Origin of the sequence: Burkholderia sp. Ac-20345 (assembly GCF_017104825.1) — a bacterium.
Taxonomy (GTDB): Bacteria; Pseudomonadota; Gammaproteobacteria; order Burkholderiales; family Burkholderiaceae; genus Burkholderia; species Burkholderia lata_B.
Window position 1 is genome coordinate 1 of record NZ_JAAGPO010000010.1, and the last position, 15,067, is coordinate 15,067.

The 15,067-nt window shown below is 65.7% G+C and carries 13 protein-coding genes and 7 tRNA genes; 7 read left to right on the plus strand and 13 right to left on the minus strand.

The genetic code is table 11. The features are described 5' to 3' along the window. Nucleotides 1–445: tRNA (adenosine(37)-N6)-threonylcarbamoyltransferase complex dimerization subunit type 1 TsaB (gene tsaB, locus G3O06_RS06800; RefSeq protein WP_205815515.1), on the minus strand; the 445-nt coding region annotated here is incomplete at its 3' end. Nucleotides 446–592: 147 nt separating this feature from the next. On the opposite strand from tsaB, the gene G3O06_RS06805 reads away from it, so the two are divergent. The 3 genes from G3O06_RS06805 (at nucleotide 593) to aceA (ending at nucleotide 4,489) form a co-directional block, all read left to right on the plus strand. Further along, nucleotides 593–862, plus strand: a complete 270-nt coding sequence (locus G3O06_RS06805) for an acyl-CoA-binding protein (RefSeq protein ID WP_128850775.1) — start codon at nucleotides 593–595, stop codon at nucleotides 860–862. A 360-nt stretch (nucleotides 863–1,222) separates the two neighbouring features. Further along, a complete protein-coding gene (locus G3O06_RS06810) occupies nucleotides 1,223–2,773 on the plus strand; it encodes a DEAD/DEAH box helicase (RefSeq protein WP_174918773.1) in 1,551 nt (516 codons plus the stop codon). Nucleotides 2,774–3,181: 408 nt separating this feature from the next. Further along, a complete protein-coding gene (aceA, locus tag G3O06_RS06815; protein WP_174918772.1) occupies nucleotides 3,182–4,489 on the plus strand; it encodes an isocitrate lyase in 1,308 nt (435 codons plus the stop codon). A gap of 197 nt (nucleotides 4,490–4,686) precedes the next feature. Here aceA and G3O06_RS06820 read toward each other — a convergent pair whose 3' ends face one another. Both G3O06_RS06820 and G3O06_RS06825 read right to left on the minus strand, forming a co-directional pair. Continuing rightward, entirely contained in the window at nucleotides 4,687–5,121 is a 435-nt protein-coding gene (locus tag G3O06_RS06820) for a universal stress protein (protein ID WP_031399397.1), read from the minus strand. A 159-nt stretch (nucleotides 5,122–5,280) separates the two neighbouring features. Then, nucleotides 5,281–6,186: a LysR family transcriptional regulator gene (locus G3O06_RS06825; protein WP_174918771.1), complete on the minus strand. Its 906-nt coding sequence runs from the start codon at nucleotides 6,184–6,186 to the stop codon at nucleotides 5,281–5,283. A 154-nt stretch (nucleotides 6,187–6,340) separates the two neighbouring features. On the opposite strand from G3O06_RS06825, the gene G3O06_RS06830 reads away from it, so the two are divergent. Both G3O06_RS06830 and aceB read left to right on the plus strand, forming a co-directional pair. Continuing rightward, a complete protein-coding gene (locus G3O06_RS06830; RefSeq protein WP_174944894.1) occupies nucleotides 6,341–7,102 on the plus strand; it encodes a haloacid dehalogenase type II in 762 nt (253 codons plus the stop codon). A gap of 67 nt (nucleotides 7,103–7,169) precedes the next feature. Next, nucleotides 7,170–8,762: a malate synthase A gene (gene aceB, locus G3O06_RS06835; protein WP_174979629.1), complete on the plus strand. Its 1,593-nt coding sequence runs from the start codon at nucleotides 7,170–7,172 to the stop codon at nucleotides 8,760–8,762. Between the two features lie 135 nt (nucleotides 8,763–8,897). On the opposite strand, the gene G3O06_RS06840 is transcribed toward aceB, so the two are convergent. Next, on the minus strand, nucleotides 8,898–9,311 hold the full coding sequence (locus tag G3O06_RS06840) for a gamma-glutamylcyclotransferase family protein (protein WP_174967344.1): 414 nt from the start codon (nucleotides 9,309–9,311) through the stop codon (nucleotides 8,898–8,900). 251 nt (nucleotides 9,312–9,562) lie between these two features. On the opposite strand from G3O06_RS06840, the gene G3O06_RS06845 reads away from it, so the two are divergent. Then, nucleotides 9,563–10,438 (plus strand): helix-turn-helix transcriptional regulator, encoded by an 876-nt coding sequence (locus G3O06_RS06845; RefSeq protein WP_174998008.1) that lies wholly within the window; start codon nucleotides 9,563–9,565, stop codon nucleotides 10,436–10,438. A gap of 34 nt (nucleotides 10,439–10,472) precedes the next feature. Here the strand turns inward: G3O06_RS06845 and G3O06_RS06850 are convergent, their stop codons facing one another. The 9 genes from G3O06_RS06850 to gltX form a co-directional block, all read right to left on the minus strand. Next, nucleotides 10,473–10,937, minus strand: coding sequence for a GNAT family N-acetyltransferase (locus tag G3O06_RS06850; protein ID WP_027787064.1), 465 nt, complete (start codon nucleotides 10,935–10,937; stop codon nucleotides 10,473–10,475). 354 nt (nucleotides 10,938–11,291) lie between these two features. Continuing rightward, nucleotides 11,292–11,368 (minus strand) — tRNA-Asp (locus tag G3O06_RS06855). A gap of 78 nt (nucleotides 11,369–11,446) precedes the next feature. Beyond that, nucleotides 11,447–11,522 (minus strand) — tRNA-Glu (locus G3O06_RS06860). A 66-nt stretch (nucleotides 11,523–11,588) separates the two neighbouring features. After that, nucleotides 11,589–11,665 (minus strand) — tRNA-Asp (locus tag G3O06_RS06865). 78 nt (nucleotides 11,666–11,743) lie between these two features. Then, nucleotides 11,744–11,819: transfer RNA gene (locus G3O06_RS06870), tRNA-Glu, on the minus strand. Nucleotides 11,820–11,882: 63 nt separating this feature from the next. Further along, a tRNA-Asp gene (locus G3O06_RS06875) sits at nucleotides 11,883–11,959 on the minus strand. Between the two features lie 79 nt (nucleotides 11,960–12,038). Then, nucleotides 12,039–12,114: transfer RNA gene (locus tag G3O06_RS06880), tRNA-Glu, on the minus strand. Nucleotides 12,115–12,255: 141 nt separating this feature from the next. After that, nucleotides 12,256–12,331, minus strand: a tRNA-Ala gene (locus tag G3O06_RS06885). A gap of 128 nt (nucleotides 12,332–12,459) precedes the next feature. Then, nucleotides 12,460–13,869 (minus strand): glutamate--tRNA ligase, encoded by a 1,410-nt coding sequence (gene gltX, locus G3O06_RS06890; protein ID WP_205815516.1) that lies wholly within the window; start codon nucleotides 13,867–13,869, stop codon nucleotides 12,460–12,462. A 280-nt stretch (nucleotides 13,870–14,149) separates the two neighbouring features. On the opposite strand from gltX, the gene G3O06_RS06895 reads away from it, so the two are divergent. Next, complete coding sequence (locus tag G3O06_RS06895; protein ID WP_174987399.1) at nucleotides 14,150–15,064, plus strand: patatin-like phospholipase family protein; 915 nt, start codon at nucleotides 14,150–14,152, stop codon at nucleotides 15,062–15,064. Nucleotides 15,065–15,067: the final 3 nt, after the last annotated feature.

The window sequence follows — 15,067 nt, forward strand, 5'->3', positions numbered from 1 at the left end:
TGCTGTCGTCCCACGCGAAATCCGCCCAGTAGGCTTCGTCCATTCGCGCATCCAGCGCGGCAAGCACGCGGGTCGTGCCGGGCGCGCGCAGCCGCGCGTGCTCGGCGCACGCGAGCAGCGTACCGATCGGCACGACCGGCAGCCCGCGCCCGAACGCGAGACCCTGGGTAATGCCCGTCGCGGTGCGCAGGCCCGTGAACGAGCCGGGGCCCGCGCCGAACGCGATCGCGTCGCAATCGGCGAGCGTCAGCCCCGATTCGGCGAAAAGCTCCTGGATGGCCGGCAGCACGCGCGTGCTCGACACGGCGCCCGTCAGCTCGTGGCGGACCCAGGTTTGCGGGGTGGAAACGGCGTCATCGGCGTGGGCCGAGCGCAGCAGCGCGACCGAGCAGTATTCGGTCGACGTATCGATGGCGAGGAGCACTGTTTGCGTCATGGGCGACATTGTAATGCGGCGCCCCGCTCCCACGGGCGATCGGGCCCGATCCGTGCGCGTGCGCCGCGCCGGTGGCGGTTTGGAAGGATCGCTCGACCCCGCGCGGCGGTCCGCTTGTTAAGATCGCCCGACCTGAAACCCTTACGGAGACACCCGATGAGCGAACTCACCGCCCAATTCGACCAGGCCCAGATCGACGTCAAGCAACTGACGGAACGTCCGGGCAACCTGACCCTGCTGCGCCTGTACGCGCTCTTCAAGCAGGCGACCGACGGCGACGCCCATGGCGACAAGCCGGGCTTCACCGACATCGTCGGCAAATACAAGTACGACGCATGGGATGCGCTGAAGGGCACGTCGCAGGACGCGGCCAAGCAGCAGTACGTCGAACTCGTCGAATCGCTGAAGAACGGCACGGCTTCCTGACCGAATCGCCCCTTGCCGCAATAGGCAATCAAATCAGTGGCGCAGCGCAGCAAATCTCTTTATAATGCGGCCTGCGTCACCCTCCGCGCTCGGCTCGCAAGCCGTCCGGCCTGACGCCTCGTAGCGTTAAGCTCCAATCCGGTTTAGAACCTGTCCCCTCCTGCTTCGACCTTCGCGGTCGTCACTTATCAGGCTGGCGGCCCCGCTCCTGAAGCGCGCCGCACCCAAAACAGCTTCTAATGCCTCATCCGCTGAAGGTTCGGCGGATTGCACCCGTTTCCCGATTTGCTCGCTGAATCCGACGACTTGGGTATGCGCGATTGGCGCCGACGTTTCACCCACTGTGTTTCAAGGATTGTTATGACTTCGAGCATCAACTCCAGCCCGCTCAACGCGATCGCCGACCAGGCGCTCGGTCTCGACGACGCCGCCGCACCGGCCGCGGTCGAACCGGCGTCGGACGAGCCGAGCTTCGCGTCGCTCGGGTTGTCGCCGGAGATCGTCTCCGCGCTGCAGGCCGCCGGCTATGTAAAGCCGACGCCGGTCCAGCAGCGCGCGATTCCGGCCGGCATCGCCGGCCGCGACCTGCTGGTCTCGAGCCCGACCGGTTCGGGCAAGACCGCTGCATTCATGCTGCCCGCGATCGAACGTTTCGCGCAGCTCCAGAAGGCGCAGGCGCAGCAACCGCGCGCGCCGCGCGAACCGAACCAGGGCGATCGCCGCGTGCGCCGCCCGCAACCCGTCGCGCGCCCGGGCCTGCTCGTGCTGACGCCGACCCGCGAACTCGCGATGCAGGTCACCACGGCCGCATCGACCTACGGCAAGCACCTGAAGCGTCTGCGCACGGTCAGCATCCTCGGCGGCGTCGCCTACGGCCAGCAGCTGATGCTGCTCGCGAAGAACCCGGAAATCCTGGTCGCAACGCCGGGCCGTCTGCTCGACCACCTCGAGCGCGGCCGTATCGACCTGTCCGAACTGAAGATGCTCGTGCTCGACGAAGCCGACCGCATGCTCGACATGGGCTTCATCGACGACATCGAAACGATCGTCGCCGCGACGCCCGAGTCGCGCCAGACGATGCTGTTCTCGGCCACGCTCGACGGCAAGATCGGTTCGCTGACGGGCCGCCTGCTGAAGGATCCGGAACGCATCGAGATCCAGCAGCGCCTCGAATCGCGTACGAACATCGCGCAGACCGTGCACTACGTCGACGACCGCGATCACAAGGATCGCCTGCTCGATCACCTGCTGCGCGACGACGCGCTCGACCAGGCGATCATCTTCACGGCAACCAAGATCGACGCCGACCAGCTGGCCGGCCGCCTCGCCGACGCGGGATTCGAATCGGCCGCGCTGCACGGCGACCTGCCGCAGGGCGCGCGTAACCGCACGATCCGTGCGCTGCGCGAGCGCCGCGTGCGCGTGCTGGTTGCCACCGACGTCGCGGCACGCGGCATCGACATCCCGGGCATCACGCACGTGTTCAACTACGACCTGCCGAAGTTCGCGGAAGACTACGTGCACCGTATCGGCCGTACCGGCCGTGCGGGCCGTTCGGGCACCGCGGTGAGCCTCGTGCACCACGCCGAGCAAGGCGCGCTCAAGCGCATCGAGCGCTTCGTGCGCTCGCCGCTGCCGGTCAACGTGGTCGAAGGTTTCGAGCCGCGCAAGGCACCCCCGCGCAACGGCGGCAACGGCGGCCGCGGCCGTCCGGGTGGCGGTAACGGCGGTCGCCGTTTCGGCGGCAAGCCGGGCGGTGGTTATGGCGGCAACGGTAACGGCAACGGCCGCAGCTACGGCGGCGGCAATGGCGGCGGCTGGAGCGGCAAGCCGGGCGGCAGCCGTGACGGCGGCCCGCGTCGTGACGGCCAGCGCAGCGGCGGCCCGCGTCGCAGCAACTCCGCGTCGTAAGCACGCACGGGCGGCCACCGGCCGCCCCACGGAGGGCAAACCGGCGAATAGCCGCCCCGCCCATCCAGCCAACCGGCGCATCTGCGCCGGTTTTTTTTCGCCCCGCCCCACATTTCACGATGCGGAAAATTTTTTTGTGTCGTAAAAAATCATGCTGCGTGGCACAACCCAGGCGATTGCGGGATGGGAAAAAGCATTTCTTATCCCGAAATTTCAATTTCAAGATATTGATTTAAAACAACTAAAAATTTACCCCACTCCTCGGAAAGCCCCCTGTCCCGCTCCGGTCGATTTGCCTAGACTCTTATACAAGACCTCACGAACCGGAACACACCGCTCCCGGCTTCGAGAACAGCCTCACCGTCAGAGTCAACCCATCAGGCATCGCACCGCATCAAGGAGCTCATCATGTCGCGTCAGCAACAGGCACTGGAACTGCAAAAGCAATGGGAAACCGATCCGCGCTGGAAGGACACCAAGCGCAGCTACTCGGCCGAGGACGTGGTCCGCCTGCGCGGTTCGATCCCGATCGAGCACACGCTCGCCAAGCGCGGCGCGGAAAAGCTGTGGAGCCTCATCAACAACGAGCCGTTCGTCAACGCACTCGGCGCACTGACCGGCAACCAGGCGATGCAACAGGTGAAGGCCGGCCTGAAGGCCATCTACCTGTCCGGCTGGCAAGTGGCCGGCGACGCGAACGTCGCGGGTGAAATGTACCCGGACCAGTCCCTGTACCCGGCAAATTCGGTGCCGCTCGTCGTGAAGCGCATCAACAACACGCTGACGCGCGCCGACCAGATCCAGTGGTCGGAAGGCAAGAACCCGGGCGACGAAGGCTACGTCGATTTCTTCGCACCGATCGTCGCTGACGCGGAAGCCGGCTTCGGCGGCGTGCTGAATGCGTTCGAACTGATGAAGGCGATGATCGAAGCCGGCGCGTCGGGCGTCCACTTCGAGGACCAGCTCGCTTCGGTGAAGAAGTGCGGCCACATGGGCGGCAAGGTGCTCGTGCCGACGCGCGAAGCCGTCGCGAAGCTGTCGGCAGCGCGTCTCGCGGCCGACGTGATGGGCACGCCGACCGTGCTGGTCGCCCGCACCGACGCGGAAGCGGCCGACCTGATCACGTCCGACGTCGACGACAACGACAAGCCGTTCCTGACGGGCGAGCGCACGGTGGAAGGCTTCTTCCGCACGAAGCCGGGCATCGAGCAGGCGATCTCGCGCGGTCTCGCATACGCGCCGTACGCCGACCTGGTCTGGTGCGAAACGGGCAAGCCGGATCTCGAGTACGCGAAGAAGTTCGCGGAAGCGATCCACAAGCAGTTCCCGGGCAAGCTGCTGTCGTACAACTGCTCGCCGTCGTTCAACTGGAAGAAGAACCTCGACGACGCAACGATCGCGAAGTTCCAGAAGGAACTCGGCGCGATGGGCTACAAGTTCCAGTTCATCACGCTGGCCGGCTTCCATGCGCTGAACTACTCGATGTTCAACCTCGCGCACGGCTATGCCCGCACGCAGATGAGCGCGTTCGTCGAACTGCAGCAGGCCGAGTTCGCTGCGGCGGACAAGGGCTTCACGGCCGTCAAGCACCAGCGCGAAGTCGGCACCGGCTACTTCGACGCAGTGACGCAGACGGTCGAGCGCGAAGCATCGACCACCGCGCTGCACGGCTCGACCGAAGACGAGCAGTTCTTCGACGGCAAGAAGGTCGCATAAGCAGGACACGACGCGCCACGCGTCATGCCGATGTCCGCCCCCGTCTCGCGACGGCGCGGCATCGGCCACCGAACAAAAATCAGGGAGGAGACGGCAGGCGCGCGATACCGATCGCGCGACCGGCCGCGCGGCCTGCGGGCCGCCAGCAACGACGCGCGCCGGCTCCGTCCGGCGCGCCCTTTTTCCAGGGCGCCGCCCTACCGATAGACGATCACCGGAATTTTCGTATGGGTCAGCACGCGCTGCGTCTCGCTGCCGATCAGCAAGCTGCCGAGCCCGCGGCGTCCGTGGGACGCCATGAAGATCACGTCGCAGCCGCCGCGTTCGGCCGCCTCGATGATGCCGAGATACGGCGACGGATGCACGCTCGTCCAGGTGTCGCAGTCGACGCCGGCCGCCTTCGCGGCCGATTCGACTTCGTCGAGATGCGCGCGCGCCTCGCGCTCGCTGCGCGCCCGGAAATCGGCGGGCGGCTCGATGATCACTTCGGAAAACGGCGAGTACGGATACTGCGGCAGGCACGCGTAGGCCGTCACACGTGCACCGACCGCCCGAGCCAGGTCGATCGCGCCGTCGATTGCCTTCTGCGACAGTTCGGAACCGTCGGTTGGAACGAGGATGTGCCGGAACATCGCGCCCTCCTTCGTCAATCGCACTCCGCACGCCGCGATCCCATCCGAGCCGGCCGCGACGCGTCGGTCATGCCTCCTACGAGTGTAGTGCGCGAAACCGCCCAACCGGCGCCGGCAGCGGGTTCGCCCTCATATCGGAAACGCGCGGGGATGCGCGGCCTATTCGCCCCAATACCCGGGCTGTTCGTAGGTGTGCTTCAGGTAATCGAGAAACAGCCGCACGCGCAGCGGCAGATGCCGGCGTTGCGGAAACACCGCGTGGATGCCGATCGGTGGCGCGGCGAATGCGTCGAGCACGCTGACGAGCCGGCCGGCCGCGATGTCGTCACCCACCTCCCACCACGAGCGCCACGCCAGGCCGTGACCGGCGAGGCACCACTCGTGCAGCACCGCGCCGTCCGAGCATTCCATCGTGCCGTTCACGCGAATCGACACGACCTTGTCGTCCTCCTGGAACGCCCAGCCGCGTTGCTGGTTCGCGTTGGCCGCGAGCGCGAGGCAGTTGTGCCGCGCCAATTCCGCGAGCGTGGCCGGCGTGCCGCGCCGCACGAGATACGCGGGCGCGGCGACGCACACGCGGCGATTCTCGCCGAGCTTCAGCGACACGAGCGACGAGTCGGGCAGCTCGCCGAGCCGCACCGCGCAATCAAACCCTTCGTTGACGAGGTCGACCATCCGGTCGGACAAGTCGAGCGTGACCGATACATCCGGATGGCCGACGCTGAATTCGGGCACGAGCGGCGCGACGTGCCGCCGGCCGAAGCCGGCCGGCGCGGAAATGCGCAGGTGGCCGCTCGCCTTGACGCCGCCGGCGGACACGCTCGCCTCCGCGTTCTGCATGTCGTTGATGACGCGCTGGCAATCCTCGAGGAACGCCGAGCCCTCGAACGTCAGCGTGAGCTTGCGCGTCGTGCGCACCAGCAGCTTCACGCCGAGCCGCTCCTCGAGCGCGTCGAGGCGGCGGCCGATGATCGCCGGTGCGACGCCTTCCGCGTGCGCGGCCGCCGACAGGCTGCCCTTCGCCGCGACCGCAGCGAACGTTTCGATCTGCTTGAACCGGTCCATGACTCGCACGGGCGGCGCTGCCGCCCTTCAAATAGCGTAAACCGCTCCAGATTAGGTATATGAAAGTAAAAGATCAAGTGATGATTAGCGTCTTTTTTAGCGCATACGATCACGAATAGAATTCAGCTGACCTCTGAAACTGGAGCGCAAGGCTATGTCGGCCACAACGACACTCTCCTCTCCCGACGCAATCCTCTTCGACGCATTCGGCACGTTGTTCGACGTGCGTGCGGTCCTGGCCGCGGCGGAACAGATGTTTCCCGGTCACGGGGAACGGTTGTCGCAGCTGTGGCGACGCAAGCAAATCGAATACTCGCAATTGCGCACGCTCGCCGATCCGGCCGGCGCGCGCTATCGCCCGTTCCGGGACATCACGCTCGATGCGCTGCGGTTCGCCGCGCGCCGGCTCGGGCTCGCGCTGAACAGTGCGGCCGAGAAGCGGCTGATGGACGAATACGCGTGCCTGTCCACCTATCCCGATACGGTGCCCGCGCTGCGCAAGCTGCGCGCGCTCGACCCGCGCCCGCCGCTCGGGATCCTGTCGAACGGCACGCCGCAGATGCTCGACATCGCGATCAAGAGCGCCGGCATGTCCGGGCTGTTCGATCGCGTGCTGTCGGCCGACACCGTGCGCGCGTACAAGCCGAGCCCGGCCGCCTACGCGCTCGGCACCGACGCGTTCGGACCGAACCGGCGCGGCATCGTGTTCGTGTCGTCGAACGCATGGGACGTCGCCGGCGCCGTCTGGTTCGGCTACACGACGTTCTGGCTCAACCGCACGGGCGCGCCCGCCGAGGAACTCGGCGCGCCGCCCGACGGCACGGGCACCAGCATGGCCGACCTGCTCGCATTCCTCGCCACCCCGGCTCCGTCCGGCAGACCCGCAAACCGCACGCGCCCCAGCCCGGGTGCATGACGTTCGCAGCGCTGCCGCCTTCCCCCTTCACCGAAACCGCAACTGACCGACCAAGGAGATGAGACTCATGAGCACCCCGATCACGCTGCCGCAAGGCATGGCGATCACCGGCGAAATCAAGCCGGGTTACGAAGCAATCCTGACGCCCGAAGCGCTCGCACTCGTCGCGGCGCTGCACCGTACGTTCGAACCGCGCCGCCAGGCACTGCTGCAGGCACGCGTCGAGCGCACGAAACGCCTCGACGCGGGCGAGCGCCCCGACTTCCTGGCCGAGACGAAGGCGATCCGCGAAGGTGACTGGAAGGTCGCGCCGCTGCCGGCCGACCTGCAATGCCGCCGCGTCGAAATCACGGGCCCCGTCGAGCGCAAGATGATCATCAACGCGCTGAACTCGGGCGCGGATTCGTACATGACGGACTTCGAGGATTCGAACGCGCCGAGCTGGACGAACCAGATCGACGGCCAGATCAACCTGAAGGACGCGGTGCGCCGCACGATCTCGCTCGAGCAGAACGGCAAGTCGTACCAGCTGAACGACAAGGTCGCGACGCTGATCGTGCGTCCGCGCGGCTGGCACCTCGACGAGAAGCACGTGACGGTCGACGGCCAGCGCGTGTCCGGCGGCATCTTCGATTTCGCGCTGTTCCTGTTCCACAACGCGAAGGAACTGCTCGCACGCGGCTCGGGCCCGTACTTCTACCTGCCGAAGATGGAAAGCCATCTCGAGGCACGCCTGTGGAACGACATCTTCGTCGCCGCACAGGAAGGCGTCGGCGTGCCGCGCGGCACGATCCGCGCGACGGTGCTGATCGAGACGATCCTTGCCGCGTTCGAGATGGACGAGATCCTGTACGAACTGCGCGAACACAGCTCGGGCCTGAACGCCGGCCGCTGGGACTACATCTTCTCGGCCATCAAGAAGTTCAAGAACGACCGCGACTTCTGCCTCGCCGAGCGTTCGAAGATCACGATGACGGTGCCGTTCATGCGCGCATACGCACTCCTGCTGCTGAAGACCTGCCACAAGCGCAACGCGCCGGCGATCGGCGGGATGAGCGCGCTGATCCCGATCAAGAACGATCCGGAAGCGAACGACAAGGCCATGGGCGGCGTGCGCTCGGACAAGCAGCGCGACGCGACCGACGGCTACGACGGCGGCTGGGTGGCGCACCCGGGCCTCGTGCCGATCGCGATGGAAGAGTTCGTCAAGGTGCTCGGCGACAAGCCGAACCAGATCGCGAAGCAGCGCGACGACGTGCAGGTCGAAGGCAAGAACCTGCTCGACTTCCAGCCCGAGGCGCCGATCACCGAAGCCGGCCTGCGCAACAACATCAACGTCGGGATCCACTACCTCGGCGCATGGCTCGACGGCAACGGCTGCGTGCCGATCCACAACCTGATGGAAGATGCGGCCACGGCCGAGATCTCCCGGTCGCAGGTGTGGCAATGGATCCGTTCGCCGAAGGGCGTGCTCGACGACGGCCGCAAGGTCACGGCCGAACTCGTGCGTGATTTCGCGAAGGCCGAGCTCGACAACGTGAAGCGCTCGGTCGGCGGCAACACGCAGCCGTACGAGCGCGCCGCGGCGATCTTCGAGCAGATGTCGACGTCGGAAGGCTTCACCGAATTCCTGACGCTGCCGCTGTACGAGGAAATCTGACGTAGCTGCCCGCTGCGATCGGTGCCGGCCCTGCGTCGGCGCCGGTCGCATGCGATCACGGCATCAAAAAAGCGCCCCTCAGTTCACTCAGGGGCGCTTTTTCTTTAGCGGCGGGGCCAACTGCCACGCAACCGGTCAGACGGCTTCCCGCTCGCGCCGGTGCTGAACCCAGTCGCCCGACGCAATGCGCGGACGCCCGGCAATCGCGTGCGCGGCGACCGGATAGTAAAGGCAGGCGTACTGCCGGCCGCCGAGCTCGACGGTCACCTCTTCCGGCTTGAACAGCGAGTCGACGCCCGGGTAGACGCGCTCGATTTCGTCGAGCACGGGAACGAGCTGGTCGTCGACCTCGTAGACGTCGCCCCAGACCAGCGACTTGCCGGCCGACCCGGCGATCATCCCCGGATACGTACCGAAATCGTACAGTTCGCCCGGCAGCGCGGCGGCGCCGAGCAGCGTCGGCGCGGCAATCCCGTGCCTGGCGGCCGCGTGGCCAATGTCGTTGGCCTCTCCGTTTCTCAAGGTGCCGTAGACGAATACGTAACGCATCGTGGTTCTCCTCTTTGATTCGCATGTTGCCGTGTTCGCGCGCGATTCGTGCGAAATCGCCCGCGCATCGATAGACCACGATACCGGCCCGATGGTTCGACCCCGCACGCGCACCCGGCGCCGGGCCAAAATCGCCAGGCCTCCACACAAAGTTCATTCGAACGCGGCATGATCGCCCGACAAACCGCCGCATGCGCTTTCGCGGCGCCTTCTACAATAACGGCATCGCCGCCGCGCTGCCCGAATCGTCCATGAATCCGCCGTTCCAAGCCGACGTACCGAACCCGTACGTCATCGACATTCCGCCCGAGTTCGCACCGACCGCCATCCATCCGATGCGCGTGCGCGCACGGCAGGTCAATACCGGGCATCGCATCCCGCTGCATACGCATGCGTGGGCGCAGCTCGCGTACGCGTCGCGCGGCGTGCTGCGCGTCGCGACGACCGGCACGACCTGGATGGTGCCGCCGTCCCGCGCGATCTGGGTGCCGCCGCGCGTGACGCACGAGGTCGTGATCGTCGAAGAGGCGTATTTGCGCACGCTGTATATCGACGAGTCGATCGTGCCGGACGGGCTCGACGCGTGCCGCGTCGTCGAAGTGACGGGGCTCCTGCGCGAACTGATCGTCGCGCTCGACGCGCGCGACCTGAGCACTGCGCGCGAGCGCCTGCTGTGCGGGCTCGTGCTGGACGAACTGAGCCACGCCGAACCGCTGCCGCTCGCCGTACCGATGCCCGACGAAAAGCGGCTGCGCATGCTGTGCGAATCGGTACTCGCGCATCCGGCGCACGCGGAGTCGCTCGAACATTGGGCAAGCGAGGTCGGCGCGAGCACGCGCACGATTTCGCGGCTCTTCAAGCAGGAACTCGGCGTGAGCTTTTCGCAGTGGCGCCAGCAGGCGCTGCTGGCGCGAGCCATTCCGCTGCTGAACCAGGGCCGCCCGCTGTCGCATATCGCGCGCGAACTCGGCTACCAGAGCCAGAGCGCCTTTTCGGCAATGTTCCGGCGTGCATTCGGCGAAAGCCCGCGCGCATTCATGCTGCGCGGCTACGAGCACCGCGGCCCGGAAGGCAGGCTCGCGGACGACGAAACCCCGGACGACGACGCGATCGGCGCTGTCCGCTGAACGCCTGGTTCCGGGTCGTCGGGTCGTCGGATCTTCAGACCGGCCGCACCATGTGGCGGATCGAGCCAAGTTGCGCGAGCCGCGACCCGGCAACCTGATAGCCCATGCGCAGGTAGAGACGCGCGGCAGGATTGTCGACGAACACGCGCAGTTGCAGTTCGTGCAGCCCGCGCGCACGCGCCCAGCGATGCGACATGTCGAGCATGTAGGTGCCGGCGCCCTGCCCGCGATGGCCGGCCGCGATCTGGACGTCGCGGATGTGCAGCGAGTCGCCCTCCTCGGTTACGCGCAGCACGCCGATGCGCTCGCCATCGGCCTCGAGGATGAAGTTTTCGGATTCGCGCCAGCTCGCGTAGAACAGGTCGCTGCGCCACACGAGCCCATGGCGCTTGTAATAGCCGCCCATGTTGCCGTGCGTCAGCGCTTCGGCAAACGGAAAATCGCCAGCCTCCGCGGGCCGGAGCTGATACAGGAGTCGCAGGTCGGTCGGATCGAGCATCGCGCAGGGGTCAAGAACGCATCCCGCCACGATAGCGCAGTCGCGTGCGGATGCAATCGCGGATTTCTCGTAGCGGCTCGACGCCGGATGACCGGAAGTTACGCGCCCGCCAGCGGGCGCAACCGGGAACGCAAATGAAAAAGCCCGCACAAGGCGGGCTTCTTCTTTTTCTGGCGGAGCGGACGGGGCTCGCCCACATCCTGCAGGCCGCGGATGCGCGTGCACGCGCATCCCTTCGAGTCCCGCCGGAAGCCGCGCAGGCGGCTTCCTCCGCTCCGCAGACTCGCGCCCGCCAGCGGGCGCAACCGGGAACGCAAATGAAAATGCCCGCACAAGGCGGGCTTCTTCATTTTCTGGCGGAGCGGACGGGACTCGAACCCGCGACCCCCGGCGTGACAGGCCGGTATTCTAACCAACTGAACTACCGCTCCAGCTTTCTTACTCTCACCTGCAGGACATCGTCACGTTCCTGCAAGCGTTGCGACACTTCTACGAAACGCCGCTGAATCTGGCGTCCCCTAGGGGATTCGAACCCCTGTACTCACCGTGAAAGGGTGATGTCCTAGGCCTCTAGACGAAGGGGACAACGTACTGCTTACACCTTTAATGCAAAAGCCCGTTCAAAAAACGTTCTTTGAACGGGCTTCGTTCTGGCGGAGCGGACGGGGCTCGAACCCGCGACCCCCGGCGTGACAGGCCGGTATTCTAACCAACTGAACTACCGCTCCAGCTTTCTTACTCCCACCTGCAGGACATCGTCACGTTCCTGCATGTGTTGCGACACTTCCATGAAACGCCGCTGAATCTGGCGTCCCCTAGGGGATTCGAACCCCTGTACTCACCGTGAAAGGGTGATGTCCTAGGCCTCTAGACGAAGGGGACAACGTACTGCTTACATCTTTAATACAAAAGCCCGCTCAAAAACGTCTTGAACGGGCTTCGTTCTGGCGGAGCGGACGGGACTCGAACCCGCGACCCCCGGCGTGACAGGCCGGTATTCTAACCGACTGAACTACCGCTCCAGCTTTCTTACCCTCACCTGCAGGACGTCGGTTACGTTCCTGCAAGCTTTGCGACATTTCTACGAAACGCCGCTGAATCTGGCGTCCCCTAGGGGATTCGAACCCCTGTACTCACCGTGAAAGGGTGATGTCCTAGGCCTCTAGACGAAGGGGACAAAATCTTTTCAGATCTGTCTGACTTTCGCTATTCACTTTTCAATCAACAGCGAAGGCCGAAATTTTAACTGCTTTGAATCATTTTGTGAAGCATTTATTACTACCACTGCTGCTTCCAAAATCAACCCAGCTTGTTCTGATGGTGGAGGTAAGCGGGATCGAACCGCTGACCTCTTGCATGCCATGCAAGCGCTCTCCCAGCTGAGCTATACCCCCTTGCAGAACAGAAATGAGATTATATGGAGCTACTTTGAACTTGTAAATACCCTTTTTGCGATTCGAGCGAAATTTTTTGCGAAGCTGCCGCGATGTCACGCTCGGGCAGCTTCACTCGCACCCGAACCTCAGGCCAGCGCGGCCTCGATACGCGACACCACGACATCGCGACCGAACAACACGAGCACCGCATCGATCGACGGCGTGTGCGTCGTACCCGCCACCAGCAGACGCACCGGCATCGCGAGTTGCGGCATCTTCAGCTTGTGCGTGCCGAGCGTCGCCTTCAGCGCGGCGGACACGGTTTCCTTCGTCCAGTCGGCCGCCTTCAATGCAGCGACGAGATCGGCCAGCGCCGGGCGCACCGCATCGGTCACGTGCTGCGCAAGCGCATCGGCTTCCGGTGCCGGCACACGGTAGAACATCGTGGCGCCTTCCGCGATCTCCTTGACCGTCGTCGCGCGATCCTTCATCAGCCCGACCACCGCTTCGAGCGCAGGGCCCGTCGCGATCGCCGCATCGTCGATGCCGAGCGCGGAGAGGAACGGCTTGGCCAGCTCGGCGAGACGCGCGTTGCCGGCTTCCTTGATGTAATGCGCGTTCAGCCAGCTCAGCTTGCTGTGGTCGTACTGCGCGGGCGACTTGCCGAGATGCTCGAGATCGAACCATTCGACGAACTGCTCGCGCGAGAAGATCTCGGCGTCGCCGTGCGACCAGCCGAGTCGCGCGAGATAGTTGACGACGGCTTCAGGCAGGAAGCCCGCGTCACGGTACGCCATCACGCTCATCGCGCCATGCCGCTTGCTCATCTTCTCACCCTGCTCGTTCAGCACGGTCGGGAGGTGCGCATAGACGGGCGCCTCGCCGCCGAGCGCATTCAGGATGTTGATCTGGCGCGGCGTGTTGTTCACGTGGTCGTCGCCACGGATCACGTGCGTGATGCCCATGTCCATGTCGTCCACCACCACGCAGAAGTTGTAGATCGGCGTGCCGTCCGGGCGCGCGATCACGAGGTCGTCGAGTTCCTCGTTCGAGATCTCGACACGCCCCTTCACGGCGTCTTCCCACACGACCGTGCCGGTCAGCGGATTGCGGAAGCGCAGCACCGGCTTCACGCCAGCCGGCGGCTCCGGCAGCACCTTGCCGGGCTCCGGACGCCACGTGCCGTCATAGCGCGGCTTCAGGCCGGCTTCGCGCTGGCGTTCGCGCAGCGCGTCGAGCTCCTCGGCCGACATGTAGCACGGGTACGCGAGGCCCTTCTCCAGCATCTGCGCGAGCACCTCGCGATAGCGGTCCATCCGCTGCATCTGGTAGATCGGGCCTTCGTCGAAATCCAGGCCGAGCCATTGCATCCCCTCGAGGATCGCGTCGACCGCTTCCTGCGACGAGCGCTCGACGTCGGTATCCTCGATGCGCAGCACGAACGTGCCCTTCATCTTGCGGGCGAACGCCCACGGATAGAGCGCGGAGCGGATGTTGCCAAGGTGGATGAAGCCGGTGGGACTCGGCGCGAAGCGGGTACGGACAGGACGGGTCATAAACGGTAACTCGAACGCCTGGGGCGCATGAATGATTCGACGCGGGATCGACGGCGGCAGCCCGGACAGCAACGGGGCCGGCGACGCCCGGAACGGGAAAGAAGCCGGAATTATACTCGCGCCGGACATCGCGCCAAGCGCGCCGCTTGCTTTATGATGTGCGCGCCGCGGCCGCCAGCCGGCGCGGCACCGGCCGCACGGAACCTGCCGCGCGGCCGCTCGGAACCTATCGCCGCCGCGGGCCGTGTAACCCGCCGCCAAGCCGCCGGAGAACCATTCGATGTCGTCCCCTCGCCTGTCGCGCCGCCACTTCACGATCGCTGCCGCGTCCGCCAGCCTCGCCGCCTGTACGTCGTTCGGCGACAAATCCCGCCCCGGCACGGCACTGCCGCAGGAAAAGCCCGTGAAGATCGGCATCGCGCTCGGCGGTGGCGCCGCGCGCGGCTTTTCGCATATCGGCGTACTGAAAGCACTCGAGGCGCGCGGCATCCCGGTCGAAATCGTCGCGGGCACGAGCGCGGGCTCGGTGGTCGGCGCACTCTATGCATCGGGCATGAGCGCATTGCAGATCAACAAGATCGCGCTCGACATGGATCAGGCGGCGATCAGCGACTGGGCGCTGCCGTTCCGCTCGCGCGGGCTGCTGCAGGGCGTGGCGCTGCAGAACTTCCTGAACAAGACGCTCAACAACCGGCCGATCGAGAAAATGGCGAAGCCGCTCGGCGTCGTCGCGACGGACCTGCAGAGCGGCCAGCCGATCCTGTTCCAGCAAGGCAACACGGGGCTCGCGGTGCGCGCGTCGTGCAGCGTGCCGTCGGTGTTCGAGCCGGTGAAGATCGGCAACCGCGAGTATGTCGACGGCGGCCTCGTGAGCCCCGTGCCCGCGTCGTACGCGCGCAAGATGGGTGCGAGCTTCGTGATCGCGGTCGACATCTCGGCCCGGCCGGACGGCGCCGCAACCAACAACCCGATCGAGATGCTGCTGCAGACCTTCACGATCATGGGCCAGACGATCAAGACCTACGAGCTCGACAAGTACGCGGACGTCGTGATCCGCCCGAACCTCGCGGCCATGGGCGGCAGCGACTTCAACCAGCGCAACGCGGCGATTCTCGCGGGCGAGGAAGCCGTCGCGCGCATCATGCCGGAGCTGCAGCGCAAGCTCGCGGCAGCGCGCGGCGCGGCTGTCGCGTAAGCA

Coding starts and splice junctions, on each gene's coding strand:
- G3O06_RS06805 (WP_128850775.1), top strand. CDS start 593: ATGAGCGAACTCACCGCCCAATTCGACCAGGCCCAGATCGACGTCAAG.
- G3O06_RS06810 (WP_174918773.1), top strand. CDS start 1,223: ATGACTTCGAGCATCAACTCCAGCCCGCTCAACGCGATCGCCGACCAG.
- aceA (WP_174918772.1), top strand. CDS start 3,182: ATGTCGCGTCAGCAACAGGCACTGGAACTGCAAAAGCAATGGGAAACC.
- G3O06_RS06820 (WP_031399397.1), bottom strand. CDS start 5,121: ATGTTCCGGCACATCCTCGTTCCAACCGACGGTTCCGAACTGTCGCAG.
- G3O06_RS06825 (WP_174918771.1), bottom strand. CDS start 6,186: ATGGACCGGTTCAAGCAGATCGAAACGTTCGCTGCGGTCGCGGCGAAG.
- G3O06_RS06830 (WP_174944894.1), top strand. CDS start 6,341: ATGTCGGCCACAACGACACTCTCCTCTCCCGACGCAATCCTCTTCGAC.
- aceB (WP_174979629.1), top strand. CDS start 7,170: ATGAGCACCCCGATCACGCTGCCGCAAGGCATGGCGATCACCGGCGAA.
- G3O06_RS06840 (WP_174967344.1), bottom strand. CDS start 9,311: ATGCGTTACGTATTCGTCTACGGCACCTTGAGAAACGGAGAGGCCAAC.
- G3O06_RS06845 (WP_174998008.1), top strand. CDS start 9,563: ATGAATCCGCCGTTCCAAGCCGACGTACCGAACCCGTACGTCATCGAC.
- G3O06_RS06850 (WP_027787064.1), bottom strand. CDS start 10,937: ATGCTCGATCCGACCGACCTGCGACTCCTGTATCAGCTCCGGCCCGCG.
- gltX (WP_205815516.1), bottom strand. CDS start 13,869: ATGACCCGTCCTGTCCGTACCCGCTTCGCGCCGAGTCCCACCGGCTTC.
- G3O06_RS06895 (WP_174987399.1), top strand. CDS start 14,150: ATGTCGTCCCCTCGCCTGTCGCGCCGCCACTTCACGATCGCTGCCGCG.